Below are 22946 nucleotides of genomic sequence, written 5' to 3'. Positions count from 1 at the left end.
GTAAAAGCAGAATGAAAAAAGGAATTAGTCTGTATCTGCTGAGCGCAGTTACTCTTATCGCTCCATCAGTCTCTCAAGCGGCACTCACTAATGCTATTGAGATTTCTTCCCCTGATGGAATAAATCTAGACTCAAGCTTTACTACTGTAGAGTCTCCTGAGTATCCAGAAAGCTCAAACATCGGCATTGCTCAAATGTCCTCTTACGAGCAGAGCGCGACACTTGCAGAGACACTAACTGGGTCTGGAATAACGTCTATTACAAACGCAACTTATACTGGTGCACTTAATGCTTCTGGTCTGTTTTCTAATGGCACAAGCAGCATAGGTATCGAAGAGGGATTAATACTCACTAATGGCGATGCCGATTTTGCTATTGGCCCCAATCAGTATTATTCAGGCGTATATACCAATAACGGTGTAAGCGGAAGTGATAACCTAAACTCACTGTTAAGTGACACCAGTTACACAGCAATACCTATTGTGGACCCTTACGAGTATTACGCATCAAATGACGGAGTGGTAGATTTCAATAACCCGCTGAAACCATTACCAGAGGCAACAACGCACCAAGTTTCAACATCTGACGCATCTGTACTCAGCTTTGATTTTATTCCTGAAGGTAACCAGATAACACTTAACTATGTATTCGCAACAGAAGGTACAGAAGGTTTTTCAGTTACTGACGATGTAAATAGCTATGTTCCCTACAACAATGACGCATTGGGAATTTTTGTTAATAACCAAAACTATGCTCTTCTCCCAAACGGGGATACCGTCACAAACGGCAACTTTCTGAATGCTGCAGAAAGTTATGACTGGCGTATTGATAATTCTCAAGGTGATGCTAGCAACATCGAATATAACTTTTTAACATCGACTCTTTCCATTACAGCTGATGTAACACCAGGGGTAACCAATAGCCTCTCGATTGCTATTGCAGATGGCTTTTTAGCGGATTTTGGAGATTTTACTCTGTCAGAAGACTCCGCTGTCTTTCTTGAAGGTGCTATCTCTTCCTCAGTATCCGAAGGCTCCGCCGCTGGCTCTACTCAGTTGAACGCATTAATGCCGGACGAAGTTGATCCTGAAACAGGTGGCTTCTCATTCACTTTCGACAAGCCTGAAGACATGATCTTCATCGATCCAGAAGTCGCGGTTGGTTACGTATACGAAGTGACATCTGAACATGAGTTCGCATCTGTTCTGTTGCCTTTGATTGGCGACGGCGAGTTCCTGCTTCAAATTTATAATGAAGCTACTGGCGAATTTGAAGGCAACTATGTTCTGGATTATGGTGTTGAGTACTTCTTTGACGATTACACCACTGAAGAGGTTACTCTGTTCCAGATTCTAGGCATTGAAGTAGAAGAAGAGATTGATCCAACAGATGTGACAGCCTTTGTTACTGGGTTAACCTTTAATACACTGCCGGGCGCAACGAATCCAAGCCGAGTGACAATGTCCCAAACACCTATCACTCAAATGATTGGTGGAAACACAACACCTTCCGAAGTCCCAGTACCTGCTACACTGGCACTGTTTGGCTTAGGTCTTGTTATTATGGCTCGTCGTCGTAAAGCGGCTTAATCGCTTTCAACAAGCATTGAAAAAGCGGCATTTGCCGCTTTTTTTGTGGATCTAAATATCGAGCCAATCGGGGACGAAGGGGCGTCCTTTTGCGTTTAACGCGGTACCGTGAACAAACGCTTCGATACAGACTTTTTGATCGCTAAGGCGAATGACTTGTTGGCGAAAGCCAAATTTCACCCGGCTGACCGACTCGGTTTTGACCGTTACGATGAACTCATCGCCACTGGTTAAGGACGCTTTATAATCCATCTCGGAGCGGACCAATACAAGGTTGATGCCCTCTTTCGCAAGGGCTGCTACATCAACCCCTTTGGTGATGAGGTATTCATGGCGAGCATGCTCCAGATAATTAAAGTAGACACTGTTATTCACAATACCTTGCATATCCAACTCGTAGTCTCGCACCTTAAACGACACTGAAAACACCGATTGATCGCTCATGATAGTTGCTCCTCAATCCATGCTTGAGCTTGTGCCAGCGATTCAACTTCCTGGCTAGCTAAACTAAAATCGTGCGCTTTGGAAAACACATTACGTACAGCGATAACAGGAATACCCGCTGCAGCGGCTGCTTTAACACCGCTTTCGGTATCTTCGATGGCCACCGCTTGGTTGGCGGGCACGCCGAGTTGCTCTAGCGCTTTAAGATAGCTGTCAGGATGTGGCTTGTTATTTGGGACGTCATCGCCGGTCACCACCACATCAAAGTAGTCTTCCCATTGATGCCCTTTTAAAGTTGCGTTGATGCACACACGTTGCGAGCCACTGACCATCGCTAAACGAGCACGATCCCACAGGGTGGATAAGATGTGATCGGCCCCTGCTATTTTAGGGAAGGGAGTGTGAGTAAGGTGCTGAGTGGTGTGTAGCATTTTAGCCTCAACCAAGGTTGGGATATCCGCTTGTAGATCGCACATTTCAATGAGGAGCCGGGCGTTATCTTCGGCCGGCACACCTAATAAACGCGTCCAATACTCATCATCGGTGATGTTCGCGTTATAGGGTTCTAGGGCTTTTCGCCACATCGCAAGGTGAGTTGATTCGGAATCCACCAGCGTTCCGTCGTGATCAAATAAGATCGCCTTAATGAGCATGATCGCTCCTTTTATCCACATGAGGAGCAAAGTGTACCGACTCTGGAGTAAAGGTTAAATCACCCCAAGCTCCACTAATCGCTCATGCAGGTAACTGCCGGCCGTATAACGATCGGACAAACTCACCTCGGGTCGCGGGTGCAGGAAAAGGGGTAGCGAAATTCGAGATCGATTGTGCGTGACTCCGCTTGGGTTAACCACTCGGTGCGTGGTCGATGGATAGTAGCCACCTGACGCCTCTTGCAGCATATCGCCGATATTTATAATCAGTTGACCAAACTGACACGAGATATCCAACCAGTCACCGGACTTAGACAGCACCTGCAAACCCGGCTCATTGGCCGCCGGTAGCACCGTGAGTAGGTTTATGTCCTCATGGGCAGCCGCCCTGATAGCGCCGACCTCTTCTTCCCCCGAAAGAGGCGGGTAGTGCAAAACGCGCAATAACGTCTGCTCAGAGTTATGAATCATGTCTCTAAGCGGGCTTTGATAACCGGCTTTTACGGTACCGGGTGAGCTGTCTTCGACCCAACCTAACAGCTCTGACGCCAATTGGGTGGCCAGCGCGTAGTATTCGGCCAGTGCTTCTTTCAGGGCAGGCGGGCACTGTCCCCACGGGTAGTAATGGAAATACTCCTTGATGTCTTTAACGGTGTGCCCTTTGGCGGTCTCTGAGATACGCGCCGGAAAGAAGCCGTCTTGGCTACCTTTATGATACAGATACGTCTCTTTCTGATCGGAGTTAAAAAAAGCCTCCCATTCCTGATAGATGCGCTTTACCAACGCCTCTGGAATGGGGTGGTTTTTAAGCACACCAAAGCCGGTTTGATGCAACGACTCGGTAAACGCTTTAGCCGCATCGGGGCTTTGGTAATCAATGGCACTCAGAAACGTATCAGACATACATCCTCCCTAGGATTGCCAGAGCGCGCTGGTCATGGTGTTACGAAACAGATCAATCAAGCCTTCGCCGTTAACACTCATGCAAGCTTTTTGAATCGGGCGGTCGTTCCAAAACGGTAGCGGATACGGTATGCCATAACGACTCATGATGGTTTGACCGATAGCGACACCCTCGGTCGCGACACACACCGAACCTTCAACGGTGCCAAACAGCTCGGGTTGAACCACGTAGGCCACCGCGGACACATCGTGGGCGTAGCATCCATCAATATCACGCACACTTGAGTAAAACGCGGTGTAAAACTCCGCAGCGTCATGCATAAAACGCCCTACCTTAGGGTTCTTTTCCGCAATCTCATCAAACAAAGCGGGCGATAAGACCACTTGATGCGTCACGTCCAAGCCAACAATCACAACGGGCCACTCGGCCGCCATGACTTTATCAGCCGCGTGAGGGTCCGAGAGCATATTTGCTTCAGCAACAGGGGATACGTTCCCATCGGTTGAGATCGCACCGCCCATTAACACCACCTGCTTCACCTTGCTGGGAAGGCTTGGGTCCATGTGCAGTGCCGTCGCTAAATTACCTAAAGGCCCTACGGCCACCAGCGTGACCTCACCTGGGAAACGATTGACCTGATCAAGGATAAACTCAGCCGCAGATTGATCCTCAGCGTTCAAAGAGGGCGCTGGCAGATTCAGATTACCGAAACCGTCTGCACCGTGAACAAAATCGGGAAACGGGGCCAACTCTTTCATCCAGGGTGTCGATACACCTTTCGCTACTGGTGTTTGAGTTCCAGCCATCTCGACTAAAGTCAGCGCATTTTGCGTGGCTTGCTCAACCGACACATTGCCGTACGTGGTCGTTAAGCCAAGCAGCTCAATCTCAGGATGTGCCATGGCTGTAAAAATGGCCATCGCATCATCAATGCCGGGGTCCGTATCTAAAATAATCTTATGCATAATGTGTCCAACGTTAAGCCGGTAATGAGGCTAAGTAATCAGCGACTTGGTTTTGATCGGGGATCGATTGCGCCGCCCCAACCACCTGAACGGACAAAGCCGAGGCGGCGACCGCTTGCTGCACGCTTGCGTTAATCGACTGTCCTTGTGAAATACCCGCGAGTAGATACCCTAAAAAGGTATCACCCGCGCCCGTGGTATCAACAACGTCAACTTTGGGTGCTGCTGTCCAAAAAGCGTGATCCTTAGAGATCCAAACAGCCCCCATTGAGCCCATCGTGATCACAACGGCTTTATCTGGCCACTCAGAGGTAATGACGCTTTGCAGCGCACCAAGGGAAGCATCATCAAGAGAGTCGATGGCAACATCGGGCAACAATTTCTGAAACTCACCTTCATTGACCACTAAAAGATCCACCAGTGGCAGAGTGTCGAGAACAAATTCAAGCTCAAAGGGTGATGGGTTCAGTACCGTGCTCATCCCAGAGGCCTTTGCATGTTGGAGTGCTTGCCGTACCTCGTTGGTTTCATTTTGAGTGACAAACCAATCCCCTTTTTGGGGAGTCATCTTATCCAACGTACGCTCAATCGGTTGAGAGCGATTAGCACCTGCAAAGACAATGATTGCGTTCTCGCCCTGCTCATCCACCTGGATGATCGCATGACCCGATGGCTCGTCCACTAAGTCTACGGCCTTACAATCCACACCGTAACCAATAAGGGCCTCTTTAACCCACGCATCTTGCTGACCGATGTAACCCAAATGCTGCACGTAGGCTCCCGCTTTTGCGAGCGCCACCGATTGATTTGCGCCTTTGCCACCTAAAAGCTGTTGGTACGATTGTGAGTTAATCGTCTCACCCGGCTTTACCAAATGAGTTAACTGATACACGTGGTCGATGTTGATCGACCCATAATTCCAAACCGCTGCCATCTGTTTTTGACTCGTTATTGGCGTTATTCACGCTCTTTTAAATAAGGGACGCCTATGGCTTTGGGCGCAATGGCTTTACCAATAAAGCCTGCCAAAAGAATGACCGTTAACACATACGGAAGCGCTTGCATAAACTGTACGGGCACCTCCCCAACAATAGGAAGGGGTACACCTTGTAATCGCGTTGCCAAGGCCTCTAAAAAACCAAACAACAGACAAGCGAACAAAGCAGGGGCTGGCTTCCATTTACCAAAGATCAAGGCCGCCAAAGCCATGTATCCTTTACCCGCGGACATTTCACGGATAAACCCTGCACCTTGTGCTGTGGATAAGTACGCCCCAGCCAAACCACACAAGACACCGGCCATAATCACCCCACGATAACGCAACCACGCAACCGAGATGCCGGCGGTATCCACCGCTTGCGGATTTTCGCCAACCGCACGAAGGCGAAGGCCAAAACGGGTACGAAAGATTACCCAGTAGGTAAACGGTACACTCAGCAGTGCCAGATACACCAAGAGGTTATGGCCACTGACAAGCTCACTGTACAGCGCGCCGATCAAAGGCCACTCCTGCACACTCTCGGCCCCTGGCAAATCAATGGGTGAAAAACGCGCCTCACCTGTGAGCGGTGGTGTCTGGCCGCCTCGTGCAAACCAGGCTATCCCCAAGGTGACGGTGAGCCCCGAAGCCAAAATATTGATCGCAAGCCCGCTCACCACTTGATTGCCCCGATGCGTAATGCATGCAAAGCCGTGCAGCAGCGCCATCATGACCGAGACGAAAACTCCCGCAACCAATCCTAGCCACACATTACCGGTCAGGGCCGCGACGGCCGCCGAAGCAAAGGCGGCGGCCAGCATTTTGCCTTCAAGGCCGATATCCACAACCCCAGAGCGTTCCGAAAAAAGCCCTGCCATGGCACACAAAATAAGTGGTGCGGCTAAACGCAGGGTTGAATCCAACATCGAGATCCATTGTGCTAAAGAATCCATCAGTGGCTGGCTCCTTTTACAGATCTGTGTTGCGAGGTAAAGATCGCCTCTAACGGGCCACGCATCATGTAGGTTAACGCGCCGCAAAAGAGAATCACCAAGCCTTGGAGCACAACGACTAAATCCCGCGTGATGGTCGGTATTTCAAAAGACAGTTCAGCTCCACCTTGAAAGAGCGCACCAAACAGCAAGCTTGCCAGGATAATACCGATAGGGTGATTACGCCCCATCAAAGCGACCGCAATACCGGTAAACCCGGCACCGGAGACAAAGTCCAACACCAATCGATCTTGTGCGCCCATCACCTCATTGATGCCCACCATGCCCGCCAGTGCTCCAGATATTGCCATGGCAATCACGATGGTTTTCTTGGAGGAGATCCCACTGTAGTGGGCGGCTTGATCATTAAAGCCCACCATACGGATCGCGAACCCGGTTCGGGTATGCCAAATCAATAACCACACCACAACGGCCGCGATTAAGGCTAGCAACCACGCTAGATTCAAAGGGGACGCTGCCACATCCCAGCCCATCAGCGCAAACAACTCGTGCAATTGAGGCAGCGTTGCGCCAGCATCAAAACGGCGGGTTTCGGGTGACATAGCACCCGGGGCAATCAACACATTGACCAGCAGATACACCATTAACGCGGAGGCGATAAAGTTAAACATGATGGTGGTGATCACAATGTGGCTGCCGCGATACGCTTGCAGATACCCAGGTACCGCCGCCCACAAGCCCCCCATTATCGCCCCAGCACCGAGGGCGACGGGTAAAAGAGCCCACCACGGTAAAACCGAGTCGAGCGCGAGGCACACCAAAGCAACACCAAGACCACCTAAATACGCCTGTCCTTCCCCACCGATATTGAACAAACCTGCATGATAGGCCACCGCCACCGCGAGACCCGTAAAGATAAAGTTGGTGGCGTAATAGAGGGTGTAGCCTATGCCTTCATCGTAACCGAAGGCGCCGGTCATCATAATGCCAACGGCTTCAATGGGGTTCTCGCCGATCATTAGGATCACCAATGCCGCCACGAAAAAGGCCAATGCGATATTGATTAGGGGGATTAATACCACATCCGCCCACATGGGCAACGCACCCTGTTTCATGATTCGATTCCTTCTGATGCCGCGGCCAAGATGTGGTCCTCGTTTTCGGGTGTTCGGGACTGCCCCATCATCATCCCCAGTGAGCACAAATCCGCTTCGGCGGCGTCGACCTCACCCACAAGACGACCTTCTGACATCACCAAAATACGATCACACAGCGAGACGATCTCCTCTAACTCCACCGAGACCACCAGCACGGCAGCGCCTTCGTCACGCAGTTGAACCAATCGCTTGTGGATAAATTCGATCGCACCGATATCAACACCTCGGGTAGGCTGTCCCACCAGCAAAACCGAAGGGCTGGCATCCACTTCACGTGCGATGCAGAGTTTTTGCTGATTCCCACCTGAAAACAACGCGGTTTTCAGTGACGGGTCGGCAGGGCGCACATCAAACTCATCCATTAAACGCTTACAATGCTGGGTAATCGCCTTACCGTTCAGCAGTCCTAAGCGACGAAAACGCGTTTGATCTTGAACGCCCATTAACGCCGTTTCGCGTGCTTCAAACGCCCCTACCATACCCATGCGGTGACGATCTTCTGCTACGTGTCCAACGCCAAGAGCCCGGAACTGATCCGGCGTCAGTGCCCGCTTGGCATCGATCTGTTGATTGCCTAAGATCAGATACCCTTCCTGAATCGGAGTGATACCCGAGAGCAGATTTAAGAGCTCCGTTTGACCATTACCCGAAACACCCGCTATGCCGACGATTTCACCGCTGTGCAATTGAAAACTGATCGAATCTAATCGCTGGACGCCTTTACTGTCTTTTAGGGATAAGCCTTGAGCATCAAGCAATACCTTTCCGGGGTGGCAGGGCGTTTTATCCACAGATAACAAGACTTTGCGCCCCACCATCAACTCAGCCAACGCCTCACGAGACGTTGTGGCGGTTTCAGTGACGGCGACCTGCTTACCTTGACGCATCACAGTGACACGATCGGTAATCGACAGAACCTCTTGAAGCTTGTGGGTAATCAACAGAACGGCCAGCCCTTCTGCTTTTAACGTGCTCAAGATGGAAAACAGCTGATCCACTTCCTGAGGGGTTAAGACCCCCGTTGGCTCATCCAAGATCAAAATATCCGCCTTACGATACAAGGCTTTTAAGATCTCGACGCGCTGCTGCTCACCAACGGACAGATCACTGATCAAAGCATCAGGGTCTACCTGTAAACCGTACTGTTTGGACAGCGCCTTTAACGCAGTGCGCGCTTGGGATGCGCCCTGTTTGATGGACCAACTGCCCTCAGCCCCCAGCATAATGTTTTCCAACACCGTAAAGGTGCTGACCAACATAAAGTGCTGATGCACCATGCCAATACCGAGGCGGATGGCATGATCGGAGGATTGGATCTTAACTGGCACGCCATCGACTTGAATCTCCCCCTCATCCGCATGGTAAAAACCATACAGAATACTCATTAAGGTGGATTTTCCAGCGCCGTTCTCACCGATGATGCCGTGAATTTCCCCCTTGTGTACCGAGAGATTCACATGATCATTCGCGATCACCGCACCAAAGCGCTTGGTAATGCCCGTTAAACGAATGGCCTCGTGAGAGGCCGCTTGCGCAGATAACGACGGATCGCTCATAAGGTGATTAATCCAACGCTGAGCAGGTGTTATCGCTCATGTAATCATGCACGGAGATCTCGCCTGCGATGATTGCCGCTTGTGCTTTATCCACAGCTGCTTTCATCTCGTCCGTGATAAGTGCTTGGTTATGTTCATCCAGCGCCCAAGACACACCGCCTTCCGCTAAGCCCAAGACTTGGATCCCTGGCTGCCAAGTACCCTCTTGTGCTGACTTGAACGAGTTAAAAGCCGCAACATCCACTTGCTTCGTCATGGAGGTTAGCATCGTGCCTGGGTGGAGATGGTTTTGGTTCGAGTCGACGCCGATGGCATATTTACCCGCATCTTTTGCTGCTTGGTACACACCGATCCCAGTTGCACCGGCCGCGGCAAACACCACATCGGAGCCACGATCAAACTGACTGCGTGCAAGTTCAGCCCCTTTGGCAGGGTCGTTCCACGCGTTTGGCGTCGTGCCGGTCATGTTCACGTAGATTTTGGCGTTTGGATCCGCGTATTTCACACCTTGAGCAAAGCCACAGCTGAATTTGCGAATCAGAGGGATATCCATCCCCCCCACGAAACTGACCGCATGAGTTTGTGATTTGAGTGCCGCGATCATACCCACCAAGAATGAGCCTTCGTGCTCTTTAAACACAACCGACTGTACGTTGGGCTTATCCACCACCGCATCAATTAAGGTGAAGTGCGCCTCGGGAAATTGATCTGCCGCGGCTTCAACCGCCGACGCTTGGGCAAAGCCCACGCTGATGATTGGACTTGCGCCCCGTTGCGCCATTTTACGAACAGCTTGCTCGCGCTGCGAAGGGTTAGTAACTTCAAACTCGCGGTAACTGATGCCCGTTTCTTTCTTGAAGCGTTCAACCCCTTCGTATACGCCTTGGTTGAACGACTGGTCAAATTTGCCCCCCATATCAAAGACAACGGCCGGTTTTATCTCAGCAGCCGACACAGAGGCGGTGGTCATTATGGCAGCAGACAGTGCCAATAGACGGGCACCTTTCATCAGGGGGTAACGGTTCATGAACGCTCCTTGTGAACGAGTCGTTATCGAGGGCACCCTAGATCGCAAACTTCTGTTTTTCTGACCACTAGGGCAACATTTAATCGACCTTACTGGATTCTCACCCACAGTCAATATCCAAAAACGTCGTGACAGTAGCGTTCACTCTTGCATCTCAAACCATTGGGCACAAAAAAACCGCTCAAAAGAGCGGTTTTTGTAAGGCCTGACTTTAATTGAATATTAAAGACTTAAGACTTTTTCACCACGAGCAATACCGGACACACCGGAGCGAACCACTTCCAGTACATGCGTTGGGCCCAAAGCTTCGATGAACGCATCCAGCTTAGCGCTGGAACCCACCAGCTGTACGGTGTACGTGTTTGGCGTGATGTCGATGATCTGACCACGGAAAATATCCGCCGTACGTTTCACCTCGGCACGGTAAGCGCCGGTGGCTTTGTACTTGACCATCATCACTTCGCGCTCGATGTGCTCACCTTCGGTCAGATCCACCACTTTTACAACATCAATCAGCTTATTGAGCTGTTTGGTGATCTGCTCGACTACACGGTCGTTACCCACAGTGGTAACTGTTAGGCGCGACAGTGTTGCGTCGTCGGTCGGAGCAACCGTCAGCGTTTCGATGTTGAAGTTACGCTGAGAGAACAAACCCACAACACGCGACAACGCGCCCGGCTCGTTTTCCATCAATACAGAAATGATATGACGCATGATTAAGTCCTCTCCGTTTTGCTCAGCCACATATCGCGCATTGCACCGCGCGGTACCTGCATTGGATATACGTGCTCGAACGGATCAACTGCGATATCCATAAACACTAAGCGATCTTTTAGCGAGAAGGCTTCTGTCATCGCCGCTTCCAGATCAGAGTACTTATCGACTTTCATACCTACGTGACCGTATGACTCAACCAGTTTGATGAAATCAGGCAGCGATTTCATGTACGACTGAGAGTGACGAGACTCGTAGTTCATATCTTGCCATTGACGAACCATGCCCAAAGACTGGTTATTCAGACAGATGACTTTCACAGGGATGTCGTACTGCTTACAGGTCGACAGCTCCTGAATGTTCATCTGGATACTGCCTTCACCGGTCACACAGGCAACATCGGCCTCTGGGAAGTTCATCTTAACGCCCATGGCGGCTGGCAGACCAAAGCCCATGGTGCCAAGACCACCGGAGTTGATCCAACGGTTTGGCTTGTTGAACTTGTAGTACTGCGCGGCAAACATTTGGTGTTGGCCAACATCGGAACACACGTACGCATCACCGTGCGTTACCTTGCTCAGCATTTCGATGACTTGCTGCGGCTTCATCAACTGAGAATCGTCGGTTAAGAAACGACCGCCATGGCGCTGACGCCATTCGTCGATCTGCTTCCACCAGCTCGCTAGTGCATCGGCATCCGGCTGTTTTTTGCTGGCTTTCAGCAGCTGAATCATTTCTTCAAGGACGAGGCGCGCTGCACCTACAATCGGTACGTCAGCACGGATCGTTTTGGAGATCGATGCCGGATCAATGTCGATATGGATGATTTTTGCGGTTGGACAGAATTTTTCCGTCGCGTTGGTCACGCGGTCATCGAATCGAGCACCCACGGCTAAGATCAGATCACTGTGGTGCATCGCCATGTTGGCTTCGTAGCTACCGTGCATACCCAGCATACCGATGAACTGACGATCCGTTCCCGGATAGCCACCTAAGCCCATCAAGGTGTTGGTTACTGGATAGTTCAGTGTTTGCGCAAGCTCGATCAGCTCAGCACTGGCATCGCCCATGATGACACCGCCACCGGTGTAGATCACAGGACGCTTAGCCGCCATCAACAGATCAAACGCTTTCTTGATTTGACCGCTGTGACCTTTGGTCACTGGACTGTAAGAGCGCAGCTTCACCTGTTCTGGGAAGTTGTACGGGAAGCGATCTGTTGGCGTTGTCATATCTTTTGGGATATCGACAACTACAGGACCCGGACGGCCGGACTCTGCGATATGGAACGCTTTACGAATGATCGTTGGGATCTCTTCTGGATCCTGTACGCTGAAGCTGTGCTTCACGACAGGACGCGAAATACCGACCATATCGGTTTCTTGGAAAGCATCTTCACCGATCAGGTGACTCATGACCTGACCTGTAATCACGACCATAGGAATCGAATCCATATACGCCGTTGCGATGCCGGTGACGGCATTGGTAGCCCCAGGGCCAGATGTCACTAGCGCGACGCCGGCTTTACCGGTTGCACGCGCATAAGCATCCGCCATGTGAGTTGCCGCTTGCTCATGGCGCACCAGAATATGTTCGACTTCTTCCTGTTGAAAAATGGCATCGTATACGTGCAGTAACGCGCCACCCGGATAGCCATAAATATATTTCACACCCTGATCACGCAGGGCGCGAACAACCATTTCTGCGCCTGATAATAATTCCACGATGTTTACCCTCGTTGTCGCCGCCGGAGCGCCCGGCGAATGAACAGTTCAGAGATTCTGCAAATAGAGTATGTTCTGTTCACCGCGCTGATGACGCAGGAACAGCGGTAACTCAAGACCGTTAGGCCATACTCAAACGAATGCAGGTAAAGGATCGCTTTACCGGCAGACCTTCTGGACTCAATAAGCGGGTATTGCTTAGTTTCGCAATCGACCTCGGGATTACCTAGTACCGACAGCGAAGAAAAATAGCGCGACATTTTCTCATTATGGCGGTGCAACATCAAGGCAGAATCCCCCGCGCGTGGGGCAAATGAGCGCAATTTAGGCCATAAGCACCCGACCTAGATGGCGCTTCGCGACTAAAGCAGTAGGCGGGATTAGCCGCTAAGGGGTATAGTTAGGATATTCAGCTTAGAAAAAGGATGGTTAGCATGGCCGTGAAAGAGATCAAAAACAAAGAGCGCGTCATTGACGAGCTGTTGTTATTTATCCGTAAAGTCTTCAGTGAGCCGCACATTTGTGACATAGCCAAGGAGATCACTCGAAAGCACTTGGGCAAAGAGAACGCCAGCGTTTTGATCGCCGAGGAGCTCTCCTCCACCACCAACGTCAAAATCCCACTGGAGCACAGCGAAGCCGATGATCTGTTCTTATCGCTGTTGATTGAGTTGGTGAAAGACGAGCGAGCGTTGTATTAACTACGAAGCACTGCTCGTCAAACACACAATAAAGGCAGCTCATTGGCTGCCTTTGTTTTATCTATGCTTAGCCAGTTACTCACCCACCAACCATTGATTCACAGGCTTAGGTGCTGTTGGGCTTGAAATGCGTTTGTGGAGCTCCTTGGTGGCCTCGATGATCTGCTCATCCAGCTGCCAAGGCGGATTGATCAATAACATGCCGCTGCCGTACATACGCCCAGAATCCGGGTGCTTTGCGTAGAACTCGCTTTTAAACACTCGGCGCACGCCACTGGCGACGATTTTTCGAATCATCTCTTCATGAAGCTTCGCAGGCAACACGGGATACCAGATCATGTATTGGCCGATCTCCCAACGCTTGAGCGCTTTGGCTAAAAAACGCGCCACATCGATGTATTCGGTTTTAACCTCGTAGGACGGATCAATCAAGACCGCGCCACGATGCGGTTTAGGCGGCAAGAGTGAGATCACCCCTTCATAGCCATCACGATGATGAATGGACACGGCGGGCTCACCCGCGAAGTAGTCACGAATCCATTCATACTCATTATTGTGAAGTTCCATTACAGAGATCCGATCATCGCCTCGGGCCATGTTCGCCGCAATAGAAGGCGAGCCTGGGTAAAACGACAGCTCACTGATGTCATTGGCCGCTTTAACCTGCTCGAGGTAGCCTTTCAACAGCGTACTCTGAACGTTTAACCCCCAAAGCGCTGCAACCCCTTCTTTAAACTCATTGGTTTTTTGGGCTTGTTCATCCGACAGATCATAAAAAGCACGGCCACCGTGTGTTTCAAGATAACTCCATGGCTTGGCCTTACGATTCAGTGCATCGATAAAGCCAATCTGAATCATGTGTTTATGCACATCGGCAAAGTTACCTGCGTGAAAACCGTGTTTATAACTGAGCACCGTTCGTTCCTAATCTGACGTAAAAGGGAACCTATTATCCCAGTTCTGACTCTGTTAAAGAAGAAAAGGACGACAGATAAGCAGAGACCATGATCAACACGCTCAATAACCACATCCAATCACGCCCTCACAACCCCACCGCCCAAACATGGCATTTATACGCCGCTACTTTACTGCTTATTGCTGCGATGGTGGTCTATTGGATGCCCGGGGGATTAGAAACCGGCTTTTTGGATCTGCAACAGCTCAGCTGGTCGACCCCTGAAGGACTCTGGTCAAAGATCACCTTTATTGGGGATAAATGGGTCGCGCTCACACTCGGATTGATCATTGCGGTGCGTTACCCGCGCTATTTGTTAACTCTGCTCTTTGCTGCTCTTCTTTCCACGGCACTGGCCTACGGCTTTAAACAGCTGATTGATACGCCACGCCCGGGTGCCAGCTTGCCGCTAGATCAGTTTCGTCAGATCGGTTCTGTACTGCTGCACACCAGCACCCCCTCTGGCCACACCACTGCTGCATTCACACTGGCAGGATTGGCGATGAGTTTATTTCGACAGCCGATGTGCCAAGCCTTTTTTTTATTACTGGCGGCGTTAGTGGGGTATTCGCGCATCGCCGTTGGCGTGCATTGGCCGGTGGATGTCTTAAGCGGAGCAGGGCTTGGGTTATTGTCAGCCTGGGCGGCGGTGTGGCTTGGCAAGCGATTTGAGACGCTGTTAACGCCCGTCCTCTATATCACCATTGTGCTGTGCTTGATCGGCTCCGCCATTCGCCTGATCAGCTACACGGGCGGGTTCGATAACATCACGCTCTTTGCAATCGCGATCTCCGCGTTTTGTTTAGGCAGTTTTGCCGGTGATGTGGTGCGCTACTGGGGCCGCGCGGACAAGCTGCCTGCTGAGAACTCTCAGGCTTAACGGGCCTGAGCGATGTATCTCGATAGATGATCCATCTTATCTGGGTCATCATCCACCAGTGCCACGAGAATATTGATGTAGGGGGTGTCGATATGCGCTTCAGCCGCTTCCACCATACGGATGAATCCGTTTAAACGCGCCACACTCCCACCACTTAAAGACTCAATATCGATGACGGCCTGATCAAGTACCACAGGGTAATGGCCTTCATTTTTGACCACCACGAAGATCTCTTTCAGGCTCATGTCCTTGATGGCGCAGGTGTAGATATCGTTTCGCACTCGAAGGTGCGCCATCCCTTTAGGTCTTGGAATGTGTTTTGATTTTGCCTCCTCGGGCGTTGCCGAGGGCATGACTGGGGTTTCGGGCTCTTTGCTCAGGCGACTATCTGGGTTGGCCTTACCCATCATTTTATTGATTTTCTGAATCAACTGCTCACTGGTAAAGGGTTTACCCAAATAGTCCGTGACGCCCGCTTGAATCGCTTTCAGTACGTATTCGCGCTCACCACGACTGGTGATCATCACAAAGGGGGTGTTTCGGTATTCGGCTTGCTGTCGAGTCCATTTCAGGAGCTCAAGACCGTTCATGTGGGGCATTTCCCAGTCACATAAAATCAGATCAAAGGTAATGGAGGCCATCACTTGCTGCGCATCTTCACCGTTAAAGGCCGATTTCACCACAGATGAGGGGAAAGACTCGCTCACGATCTTTTTCACGTGCTCACAGATGAACTTGGCATCATCCACAACCAAAACGTTCAAGTACTTCATTCCCACCACCTAATTAAAGCCATTAAAACCCCTCTTACACGGATACCTTTTACCGATTACACCCTTTTTCCCTCTCATAACCCTAGTTTATCGGCCAAAAAACAGCCAACTTCTGCTATTTATGACATAAAAAAACCCGCCAGAGCGGCGGGTTTTCAAGAACTCAGCATCAATACGGATTAGCGGAACACAAACTCGCCGTTTTCGACATCCACACCGATCTGATCCCCGGGGAGGTATTTACCAGCTAACAATGCCTGAGCCAGTGGGTTTTCAATCCATTGCTGGATAGCCCGTTTCAGAGGTCGTGCCCCGTAAATCGGCTCAAAGCCCACATCCACCAGCTTATCCAATGCGGTTGAGGTCAGTGTCATGGCCAGTTCTTTTTCCGCCAAACGCTGACGCAAACGGTCCAGCTGGATCTCAGCAATGCCCGCCACTTGATCTTTCTTCAGCGAGTGGAACACCACCACTTCATCAATCCGGTTGATTACTTCCGGTCTAAAGTGAGCGCCCACTTCTTCCATAACCGCTTTTTGCATCAGCTCGTAATCGTCATCATCACTGAAGTTTTGAATCAGATGCGAGCCAAGGTTCGAGGTCATGACAACAATCGTGTTACGGAAGTCCACTGTACGCCCTTGACCATCGGTCAAACGACCATCTTCGAGCACTTGCAGAAGAATGTTGAAAACATCCGGATGCGCTTTTTCAACCTCATCCAGTAAGAGCACTGAATACGGCTTGCGACGCACCGCCTCTGTTAAGTAACCGCCCTCTTCATACCCCACGTAGCCAGGAGGCGCACCAATCAGACGTGCGACCGAGTGTTTCTCCATAAACTCGGACATATCAATACGAACCATCGCCTCTTCGGTATCGAAGAGGAAACTTGCCAGCGCTTTACACAGCTCGGTTTTACCGACACCCGTTGGGCCTAAGAACAAAAAGGAACCATTGGGACGATTCGGATCCGCTAAACCAGAGCGCGAACGACGCACGGCATTAGAAACCGCCGTCACCGCTTCGCTTTGACCGACCACACGTTCGTGCAGTGCTTCTTCCATACGCAACAGCTTATCGCGCTCGCCTTCCAGCATTTTGTTGATCGGGATACCGGTCCAGCGCGACACCACCTCAGCGACTTCCTCTTCGGTCACCTTGTTACGCAACAGCTTGTTATTGGAGTGCTCTGATTGCTCTGCTTCGTTGGCCGCCTCCAGCTGTTTTTCAAGCTCAGGAATTTGGCCGTATTGAAGCTCGGACATCTTGGTCAAATCCCCCAAACGACGCGCCTGTTCAAGCGCGATACGTGCCTGATCCAACTCCTCCTTCACGCGCTGAGCACCATGAAGCGCAGCTTTTTCCGCTTTCCACACTTCATCTAAGTCCGCGAATTCACGCTCCAGCTGGCTGATGGTGTTTTCCAGCTCATCTAATCGACGACGAGCCGCTTCATCCTTCTCTTTTTTCAGCGCCTCACGCTCCATCTTCAATTGGATGAGTCGACGCTCTAAGCGGTCTAGATCTTCTGGCTTGGAGTCCATCTCCATACGAATACGCGATGCGGCTTCATCGATCAGATCGATCGCTTTATCCGGTAACTGACGGTCGGTAATGTAGCGCTGCGACAGCTTAGCCGCCGCAATGATCGCCGAGTCCGTGATGTTCACATTATGGTGCACTTCGTAGCGCTCTTTGAGGCCACGTAAGATCGCAACGGTCGCCTCTTCAGTGGGCTCATCTACGATGACTTTTTGGAATCGGCGCTCAAGGGCCGCATCTTTTTCCACGTACTGGCGATACTCATCCAGCGTGGTTGCGCCTACACAGTGCAGTTCACCCCGCGCCAAGGCCGGTTTCAACATATTGCCCGCATCCATCGCGCCTTCGCCTTTACCGGCGCCCACCATGGTGTGAAGCTCGTCGATGAACAGAATGATCTGCCCTTCTTGTTTGGACAGCTCGCTCAGTACGGCTTTAAGACGCTCTTCAAACTCACCACGGAATTTAGCACCGGCAATCAAGGCCCCCATATCCAGTGACAGCACTTGCTTGTTCTTTAATCCTTCGGGTACTTCTCCGTTGACGATACGCTGCGCGAGCCCTTCAACGATGGCGGTTTTACCGACACCCGGCTCACCAATCAAAACGGGGTTGTTTTTCGTGCGGCGCTGCAATACTTGGATGGTGCGGCGGATCTCATCATCACGTCCGATTACAGGGTCCAACTTGCCAGCCTCGGCACGCTCTGTCAGGTTGATGCAGTATTTATCCAAGGCTTGTCGGTTACTTTCGGCATTTGGGTCGTTCACGCTGTCTCCACCGCGCATCTGTTGAATCGCTTGCTCTAAACGAGCTTTGCTCACGCCTGCGTCTTTAAGGACTTTACCGGCATCGGATTTATCGTCCAGCATCGCCAGCACAATTAGCTCGCTGGCGATGAATTGATCTCCACGCTGCTGAGCCAGTTTATCGGTCAGGTTAAAGAGGCGCGCCATGTTCTGAGATAAACGAATCTCCCCATCGGGACTTGAAACGGTGGGGACTCGGTCCAGAGCTTCCCCGACCATGCGGGTCAGTTGTTGCAGGTTTGCTCCAGCTTGAGTCAACAGAGGACGGATCGAACCATCGCGCTGCTCTAGGAACGCGGCCAACAGGTGAATGGGCTCAATCTGGTTGTTGTCTTTACCCACAGCAAGCGACTGAGCATCGCTTAAGGCTTCTTGTAACTTTGACGTAAATTTATCAGGTCGCATAGATCTTCATCTCCTACGTAGTCGGCTGCCCTATCAGGCACAGCCTGTCATATCTTGCTTAGATATATGGGGATGCAGATCAAGGAGTTCAAGCCTAATACTTAAACATCTGTTCAAAATTTATCCAAAACTCTCACTTTATTGACATAGATCACACCGCCAGAGCTACACCTCAGAGGGGCCATTTAGGGAGTGGATGTCTTTGATGATATCAATCAGGAGCTCAAGCGCACGCGGCTGAACAGCTCGGTGTTTAACAATGATTGCATTCCCAAGAGAATAAAACCGTTTATTAACAGCGATTACTTTCAGCAACCCTTGCTCTACGTACGGTTGGGCATAGCACTTAGGTAAGAAGGCAATAAACTTACCGGATAAAATCATAGCTAGGCGTGTTTCATAAAAATATGCAGTTCCTTTCAACCTCATACTTGAGAGTTGTAAATTCGCTTCATCGTGCGGCTTAATACCGGGCTGGACAGCCGTAAATTCGTTTATCAATTCATCGGTAATGCTCTCATCTTTCAAAGAAAAGAGCGGGTTTGCTGAACTGCAATACAAATAACATACGTCATTATAGAGGTGATAATAATCCAAACCATCGAGCACACGGTGATAAGGCGTAAGCCCTATATCAGCCTCGTCATTGAGCACCATGCGCTCAATATCAGTCATGGCTGCGACTTCACTCGTCAACATAATGTCGGGGGCTTGTTCATAAAATCGATCTATCATTTCTGGAAAACGAGATCGAGGGTCAAGACTCGTACCATCACTCACTAAGATGCGTAACTCGCCAGTTGGGGCTTGGTTTAACTCATTCACTACATTTCTAAATTCACTCAACATCCCTAAGAGGCGCACCGTCATTTCATATACAACAGCCCCTTCAGAAGTTAATGCAAAACCGCCTCGACCGCGGCGACACAGGATCAGGTTTAATCGCGACTCAAGATTTGAAATATGAATGCTGATCGTTGAACGACTTATATTCAACTCTGTTTCAGCCGCAGAAAAGCCACCGTTATCTACAACCGATTTAAAAATTCTGAGTTGCTTAAGTTCAAAATCACCGATCTGACCTAGGGAGTAATGCTTGAGACTCATGAATCATTTCCTAAAACTGAATATTAAGATTTCATCATCTGTTATTTGAACGGGCACTGCTATATTCGCGTTGATTTTTTAATCGCCTCTAAGAATGAGAAGAGACCCTCAACAAGCCAAAAGGATAAAAGCATGCATTTTGACGGTTTACTGCGAGACGCCTGTTACATCAACGGGGATTGGGTAAAAAATACTGACCATAAGACTCTTGAAGTGTTCAACCCAGCCGATGGAACCCATGTTGGAAACGTGCCTGATTTGGGAGTCAAAGAGACAGCACATGCAATTGCGTCCGCCCATGAAGCCTTTAAACTTTGGAAGATACGCACAGCAAAAGAACGTGCCAGCATTCTACACCTCTGGTATGAACTCATTATTGAACACGCAGATACCCTGGCTGCGATATTAACCACTGAACAAGGAAAGCCCCTTCGCGAAGCCAAAGGAGAAGTTCTCTCTTGCGCTTCTTTCTTTGAATGGTTTTCCGAAGAAGCGAAGCGCACCTACGGCGAAAATATTCCCTCCAACTCGTTAAGCACTCGTTTACTGACCATTAAACAACCTGTTGGCGTTGTCAGCGCCATCACGCCTTGGAACTTCCCTATCTCTATGATCGCCCGCAAAGCGGCTCCGGCAATCGCGGCGGGTTGCACCATTGTCATTAAGCCTGCGGAAGATACGCCATTATGCGCTTTAGCCTTGGCCGCATTGGCTGAAAAAGCGGGTGTGCCTAAAGGCGTTATCAATGTGATCACAACCTCAGAACCCGTCAACGTTGGGCGTGAGCTTTGCACTCATCCGTTGGTACGTAAAGTATCTTTCACAGGTTCAACTCCCGTTGGAAAAGCCATCCTTGGGCTTGCCGCATCTACGGTAAAGAAAACTTCAATGGAGCTGGGTGGTAACGCTCCTTTTATTGTTTTTGATGACGCAGATTTAGATGCAGCCGTCAGTGGAGCCATTGCGTCAAAGTACCGAAATGCTGGCCAAACCTGCATATGTACTAACCGCATTTTCATCCAAGAAGGTATCTATGATGCGTTTGTTCAGCGTTACAAAGCAGCCGTTGAAGGTCTTAATATTGGCTCCGGTTTCGAAACAGACAGCGACATAGGTCCCTTAATCAACCCAGCTGCTGTTGCCAAAATTGATGCTATTGTGCATCAAGCCGTCCATCAGGGAGCAACCCTAGTCCATGGCGGCAACATTGATAACGCAGGGAAACTGTTTTACCAGCCAACGATTTTGACGAATGTCTTAGATCATATGGATGTCGCCCAAGAAGAGCTGTTTGGCCCTGTCTCTACGCTGTTCCGCTTCTCGACCGAAAACGAAGTCATTCAACGAGCGAATGACACACCTTATGGTCTAGCTGCGTACGTTTATACCCGAGACATTGGGCGGGTATGGCGTGTCTCTGAAGCATTAGAGTACGGAATGGTGGGCATTAACGAAGGTATGATCTCGAATGAGCTCGCCCCCTTCGGAGGCGTCAAAGAGTCAGGGATTGGTCGAGAGGGCTCTAAACACGGCATCGACGACTATATGGAAATCAAATACATCTGCATGGGCGGAATCTAACCCGATAATCTCGTGAAAAGCCCATCGTTTAAGCTCGATGGACTTTTCTTAACCTTTTACACCATCAGGTTAAAAGTTTGGTGGCGTTAAATCTTTAAATCGAAACCCAGTCATTTTTCCTCTATTGCACGAACCGTATTGTTAGCTAATCGCAATTGTGCGGCAAAACAATCCAAATCTGAGCTAGATGTAAAATGAAAAATTACAAGAACATGGACGCCTTCTGGATGCCATTTACTCCTAACCGAGCATTCAAGGCAAATCCTCGAATTATTAACCGTACCGAAGGCGTCTTTTGTTATACCGATGACAATCGCCAAATTTTAGATGCTACCGCAGGCTTATGGTGCGTTAACGCAGGCCACGGACGTAAGCAAATTGCGGAGGCGGTTGGAAAACAAGCCCTTGAACTTGATTACACATCGCCTTTTAGCTTTGGACACGATATTGGTTTTGAATTTGCTGAACGTCTAATCGAGCATACTCCTAACCCACTTAATAAAGTGTTCTTTACAAACTCAGGCTCGGAAGCTGTTGAAAGTGCCTTAAAAATTGCTCTTGCGTATCAATCAGCAAGAGGAAAGCCAGGCAAATTCAAGCTGCTTGGACGAGAAATGGCATATCATGGGGTCAACTTTGGGGGCATTTCAGTGGGTGGCTTACCGCCTAACCGCAAAGGGTTCGGACCGTTATTGTCTGTTGACCATCTACCGCATACGCTGGATATTGAAAAAAATGCGTTTAGCCGAGGTTTACCAGAACACGGTTTGGAAAAAGCCGAGGCTTTGTCTGAGCTCATTAAATTCCACGACGCGAGCAGCATTGCGGCGTTGATTGTGGAGCCAATCAGCGGCGCAGGTGGTGTTATTTTACCTCCCAAAGGGTATCTAAAGCGCCTTCGCGAAATCTGTACAGCAAACGATATTCTACTGATTTTCGATGAAGTTATCACTGGATGGGGACGCTTAGGCTCTCCATTTGCTTCGATCGAGTTTGACGTTGTGCCCGATATGATCGTCTCAGCCAAAGGTATTACCAATGGCGTGATCCCTCTGGGTGCAGTTTTTGTCGCAGACAACATCCACGACACCATAATGGAAGCTGCGCCAGAAGGCGGCGTCGAGTTCTATCATGGCTACACGTATTCTGCTCATCCTGTCGCATGTGCCGCAGGGTTAGCGGTGCTGGACATTTACGAGCAAGAAAAGCTTCTGACGAGAGCCTCAGGTGAGATTGGCCAATATTGGGAAGAGGCTTTACATTCCCTCAAAGGAGCTCCCCAGGTCGTAGACGTCCGCAATTACGGTTTATTAGGCGCTGTTCAATTCGCGCAGCCGCACAATAGTTCGGGTCCTGTCGGCGGCACCCTTCAAGCAAAATGCTATGAGAAAAATGTAATGATACGAGCCATGGGCAACACCATTGCATTTTCTCCCCCCCTCACCATTGAGCAACAAGAGATTGATCAGTTGGTCGATGCAATTAGAGCATCTGCAAATGAACTATTCGTCTGATTTTTGAACAG

Annotated in this window: 20 protein-coding genes; 5 read left to right on the top strand and 15 right to left on the bottom strand. The window is 50.1% G+C overall.

From position 1 onward, the window contains the following. Positions 1-11: 11 nt before the first annotated feature. Positions 12-1589: a choice-of-anchor L domain-containing protein gene (locus ACXAF9_RS12915; RefSeq protein WP_475074875.1), complete on the top strand. Its 1578-nt coding sequence runs from the start codon at positions 12-14 to the stop codon at positions 1587-1589. 51 nt (positions 1590-1640) lie between these two features. On the opposite strand, the gene ACXAF9_RS12910 is transcribed toward ACXAF9_RS12915, so the two are convergent. From ACXAF9_RS12910 to ACXAF9_RS12860, 11 genes are all read right to left on the bottom strand, one after another. Then, positions 1641-2033: an acyl-CoA thioesterase gene (locus ACXAF9_RS12910; protein WP_475074874.1), complete on the bottom strand. Its 393-nt coding sequence runs from the start codon at positions 2031-2033 to the stop codon at positions 1641-1643. Beyond that, the gene (locus tag ACXAF9_RS12905; protein ID WP_475074872.1) at positions 2030-2686 is read right to left on the bottom strand and encodes an HAD family hydrolase; all 657 of its coding nucleotides are present in this window, start codon (positions 2684-2686) and stop codon (positions 2030-2032) included. Before ACXAF9_RS12905 ends, ACXAF9_RS12910 begins: the two co-directional genes overlap by 4 nt. Positions 2687-2740: 54 nt before the next feature. Continuing rightward, positions 2741-3589 carry an isopenicillin N synthase family dioxygenase gene (locus ACXAF9_RS12900; protein ID WP_475074868.1) on the bottom strand — a complete coding sequence of 283 codons (849 nt, stop codon included), beginning with the start codon at positions 3587-3589 and terminating at the stop codon, positions 2741-2743. A gap of 9 nt (positions 3590-3598) precedes the next feature. Further along, the gene (locus tag ACXAF9_RS12895; protein WP_475074865.1) at positions 3599-4555 is read right to left on the bottom strand and encodes a nucleoside hydrolase; all 957 of its coding nucleotides are present in this window, start codon (positions 4553-4555) and stop codon (positions 3599-3601) included. Between the two features lie 13 nt (positions 4556-4568). Beyond that, positions 4569-5489 (bottom strand): ribokinase, encoded by a 921-nt coding sequence (locus ACXAF9_RS12890; protein WP_475074862.1) that lies wholly within the window; start codon positions 5487-5489, stop codon positions 4569-4571. 23 nt (positions 5490-5512) lie between these two features. Then, positions 5513-6487, bottom strand: coding sequence for an ABC transporter permease (locus ACXAF9_RS12885; protein ID WP_475074859.1), 975 nt, complete (start codon positions 6485-6487; stop codon positions 5513-5515). Beyond that, positions 6487-7602: an ABC transporter permease gene (locus ACXAF9_RS12880; protein ID WP_475074856.1), complete on the bottom strand. Its 1116-nt coding sequence runs from the start codon at positions 7600-7602 to the stop codon at positions 6487-6489. Before ACXAF9_RS12880 ends, ACXAF9_RS12885 begins: the two co-directional genes overlap by 1 nt. Next, positions 7599-9200, bottom strand: a complete 1602-nt coding sequence (locus ACXAF9_RS12875) for an ABC transporter ATP-binding protein (RefSeq protein WP_475074852.1) — start codon at positions 9198-9200, stop codon at positions 7599-7601. Before ACXAF9_RS12875 ends, ACXAF9_RS12880 begins: the two co-directional genes overlap by 4 nt. Before the next feature lie 7 nt (positions 9201-9207). Beyond that, positions 9208-10227 carry a BMP family lipoprotein gene (locus ACXAF9_RS12870; protein ID WP_475074850.1) on the bottom strand — a complete coding sequence of 340 codons (1020 nt, stop codon included), beginning with the start codon at positions 10225-10227 and terminating at the stop codon, positions 9208-9210. Positions 10228-10449: 222 nt separating this feature from the next. Further along, positions 10450-10941: an acetolactate synthase small subunit gene (gene ilvN / locus ACXAF9_RS12865; protein WP_475074849.1), complete on the bottom strand. Its 492-nt coding sequence runs from the start codon at positions 10939-10941 to the stop codon at positions 10450-10452. 2 nt (positions 10942-10943) lie between these two features. Continuing rightward, a complete protein-coding gene (locus tag ACXAF9_RS12860; RefSeq protein ID WP_475074847.1) occupies positions 10944-12665 on the bottom strand; it encodes an acetolactate synthase 3 large subunit in 1722 nt (573 codons plus the stop codon). Positions 12666-13099: 434 nt separating this feature from the next. Here ACXAF9_RS12860 and ACXAF9_RS12855 point away from each other — a divergent pair, with 434 nt between their 5' ends. Continuing rightward, positions 13100-13366: a hypothetical protein gene (locus tag ACXAF9_RS12855; protein WP_475074845.1), complete on the top strand. Its 267-nt coding sequence runs from the start codon at positions 13100-13102 to the stop codon at positions 13364-13366. Positions 13367-13441: 75 nt separating this feature from the next. Here ACXAF9_RS12855 and ACXAF9_RS12850 read toward each other — a convergent pair whose 3' ends face one another. Beyond that, positions 13442-14281, bottom strand: coding sequence for a 23S rRNA (adenine(2030)-N(6))-methyltransferase RlmJ (locus ACXAF9_RS12850; RefSeq protein ID WP_475074842.1), 840 nt, complete (start codon positions 14279-14281; stop codon positions 13442-13444). 89 nt (positions 14282-14370) lie between these two features. Here ACXAF9_RS12850 and ACXAF9_RS12845 point away from each other — a divergent pair, with 89 nt between their 5' ends. Next, positions 14371-15201, top strand: coding sequence for a phosphatase PAP2 family protein (locus tag ACXAF9_RS12845; RefSeq protein WP_475074840.1), 831 nt, complete (start codon positions 14371-14373; stop codon positions 15199-15201). Here ACXAF9_RS12845 and ACXAF9_RS12840 read toward each other — a convergent pair. From ACXAF9_RS12840 to ACXAF9_RS12830, 3 genes are all read right to left on the bottom strand, one after another. Further along, complete coding sequence (locus tag ACXAF9_RS12840; protein WP_475074838.1) at positions 15198-15974, bottom strand: response regulator; 777 nt, start codon at positions 15972-15974, stop codon at positions 15198-15200. The genes ACXAF9_RS12845 and ACXAF9_RS12840 overlap by 4 nt on opposite strands. A gap of 179 nt (positions 15975-16153) precedes the next feature. Next, positions 16154-18733 carry an ATP-dependent chaperone ClpB gene (clpB, locus tag ACXAF9_RS12835; RefSeq protein WP_475074836.1) on the bottom strand — a complete coding sequence of 860 codons (2580 nt, stop codon included), beginning with the start codon at positions 18731-18733 and terminating at the stop codon, positions 16154-16156. Positions 18734-18898: 165 nt separating this feature from the next. Beyond that, a complete protein-coding gene (locus ACXAF9_RS12830; RefSeq protein ID WP_475074834.1) occupies positions 18899-19840 on the bottom strand; it encodes a LysR family transcriptional regulator in 942 nt (313 codons plus the stop codon). Positions 19841-19972: 132 nt separating this feature from the next. Here ACXAF9_RS12830 and ACXAF9_RS12825 point away from each other — a divergent pair, with 132 nt between their 5' ends. Together ACXAF9_RS12825 and aptA are read left to right on the top strand one after the other, a co-directional pair. Continuing rightward, a complete protein-coding gene (locus tag ACXAF9_RS12825) occupies positions 19973-21421 on the top strand; it encodes an NAD-dependent succinate-semialdehyde dehydrogenase (RefSeq protein WP_475074833.1) in 1449 nt (482 codons plus the stop codon). Positions 21422-21615: 194 nt separating this feature from the next. Beyond that, entirely contained in the window at positions 21616-22935 is a 1320-nt protein-coding gene (aptA, locus tag ACXAF9_RS12820) for an omega-aminotransferase AptA (RefSeq protein ID WP_475074831.1), read from the top strand. Positions 22936-22946 lie beyond the last annotated feature (11 nt).

This window comes from Neptunomonas sp. ABH4_499, from assembly GCF_056160565.1.
Note: the sequence above shows the minus strand (reverse complement) of the source record. Positions and strands in the feature narration are given on the sequence as shown.

Excerpts from the sequence above, each read along its gene's own strand:
- ACXAF9_RS12880 (WP_475074856.1), bottom strand. The coding sequence starts at position 7,602 with ATGAAACAGGGTGCGTTGCCCATGTGGGCGGATGTGGTATTAATCCCC.
- ACXAF9_RS12910 (WP_475074874.1), bottom strand. The coding sequence starts at position 2,033 with ATGAGCGATCAATCGGTGTTTTCAGTGTCGTTTAAGGTGCGAGACTAC.
- ACXAF9_RS12875 (WP_475074852.1), bottom strand. The coding sequence starts at position 9,200 with ATGAGCGATCCGTCGTTATCTGCGCAAGCGGCCTCTCACGAGGCCATT.
- ACXAF9_RS12840 (WP_475074838.1), bottom strand. The coding sequence starts at position 15,974 with ATGAAGTACTTGAACGTTTTGGTTGTGGATGATGCCAAGTTCATCTGT.
- ACXAF9_RS12830 (WP_475074834.1), bottom strand. The coding sequence starts at position 19,840 with ATGAGTCTCAAGCATTACTCCCTAGGTCAGATCGGTGATTTTGAACTT.
- ACXAF9_RS12890 (WP_475074862.1), bottom strand. The coding sequence starts at position 5,489 with ATGGCAGCGGTTTGGAATTATGGGTCGATCAACATCGACCACGTGTAT.
- clpB (WP_475074836.1), bottom strand. The coding sequence starts at position 18,733 with ATGCGACCTGATAAATTTACGTCAAAGTTACAAGAAGCCTTAAGCGAT.
- ACXAF9_RS12870 (WP_475074850.1), bottom strand. The coding sequence starts at position 10,227 with ATGAACCGTTACCCCCTGATGAAAGGTGCCCGTCTATTGGCACTGTCT.
- ACXAF9_RS12905 (WP_475074872.1), bottom strand. The coding sequence starts at position 2,686 with ATGCTCATTAAGGCGATCTTATTTGATCACGACGGAACGCTGGTGGAT.
- aptA (WP_475074831.1), top strand. The coding sequence starts at position 21,616 with ATGAAAAATTACAAGAACATGGACGCCTTCTGGATGCCATTTACTCCT.
- ACXAF9_RS12900 (WP_475074868.1), bottom strand. The coding sequence starts at position 3,589 with ATGTCTGATACGTTTCTGAGTGCCATTGATTACCAAAGCCCCGATGCG.
- ACXAF9_RS12845 (WP_475074840.1), top strand. The coding sequence starts at position 14,371 with ATGATCAACACGCTCAATAACCACATCCAATCACGCCCTCACAACCCC.
- ACXAF9_RS12855 (WP_475074845.1), top strand. The coding sequence starts at position 13,100 with ATGGCCGTGAAAGAGATCAAAAACAAAGAGCGCGTCATTGACGAGCTG.
- ACXAF9_RS12885 (WP_475074859.1), bottom strand. The coding sequence starts at position 6,487 with ATGGATTCTTTAGCACAATGGATCTCGATGTTGGATTCAACCCTGCGT.
- ACXAF9_RS12825 (WP_475074833.1), top strand. The coding sequence starts at position 19,973 with ATGCATTTTGACGGTTTACTGCGAGACGCCTGTTACATCAACGGGGAT.
- ilvN (WP_475074849.1), bottom strand. The coding sequence starts at position 10,941 with ATGCGTCATATCATTTCTGTATTGATGGAAAACGAGCCGGGCGCGTTG.
- ACXAF9_RS12915 (WP_475074875.1), top strand. The coding sequence starts at position 12 with ATGAAAAAAGGAATTAGTCTGTATCTGCTGAGCGCAGTTACTCTTATC.
- ACXAF9_RS12895 (WP_475074865.1), bottom strand. The coding sequence starts at position 4,555 with ATGCATAAGATTATTTTAGATACGGACCCCGGCATTGATGATGCGATG.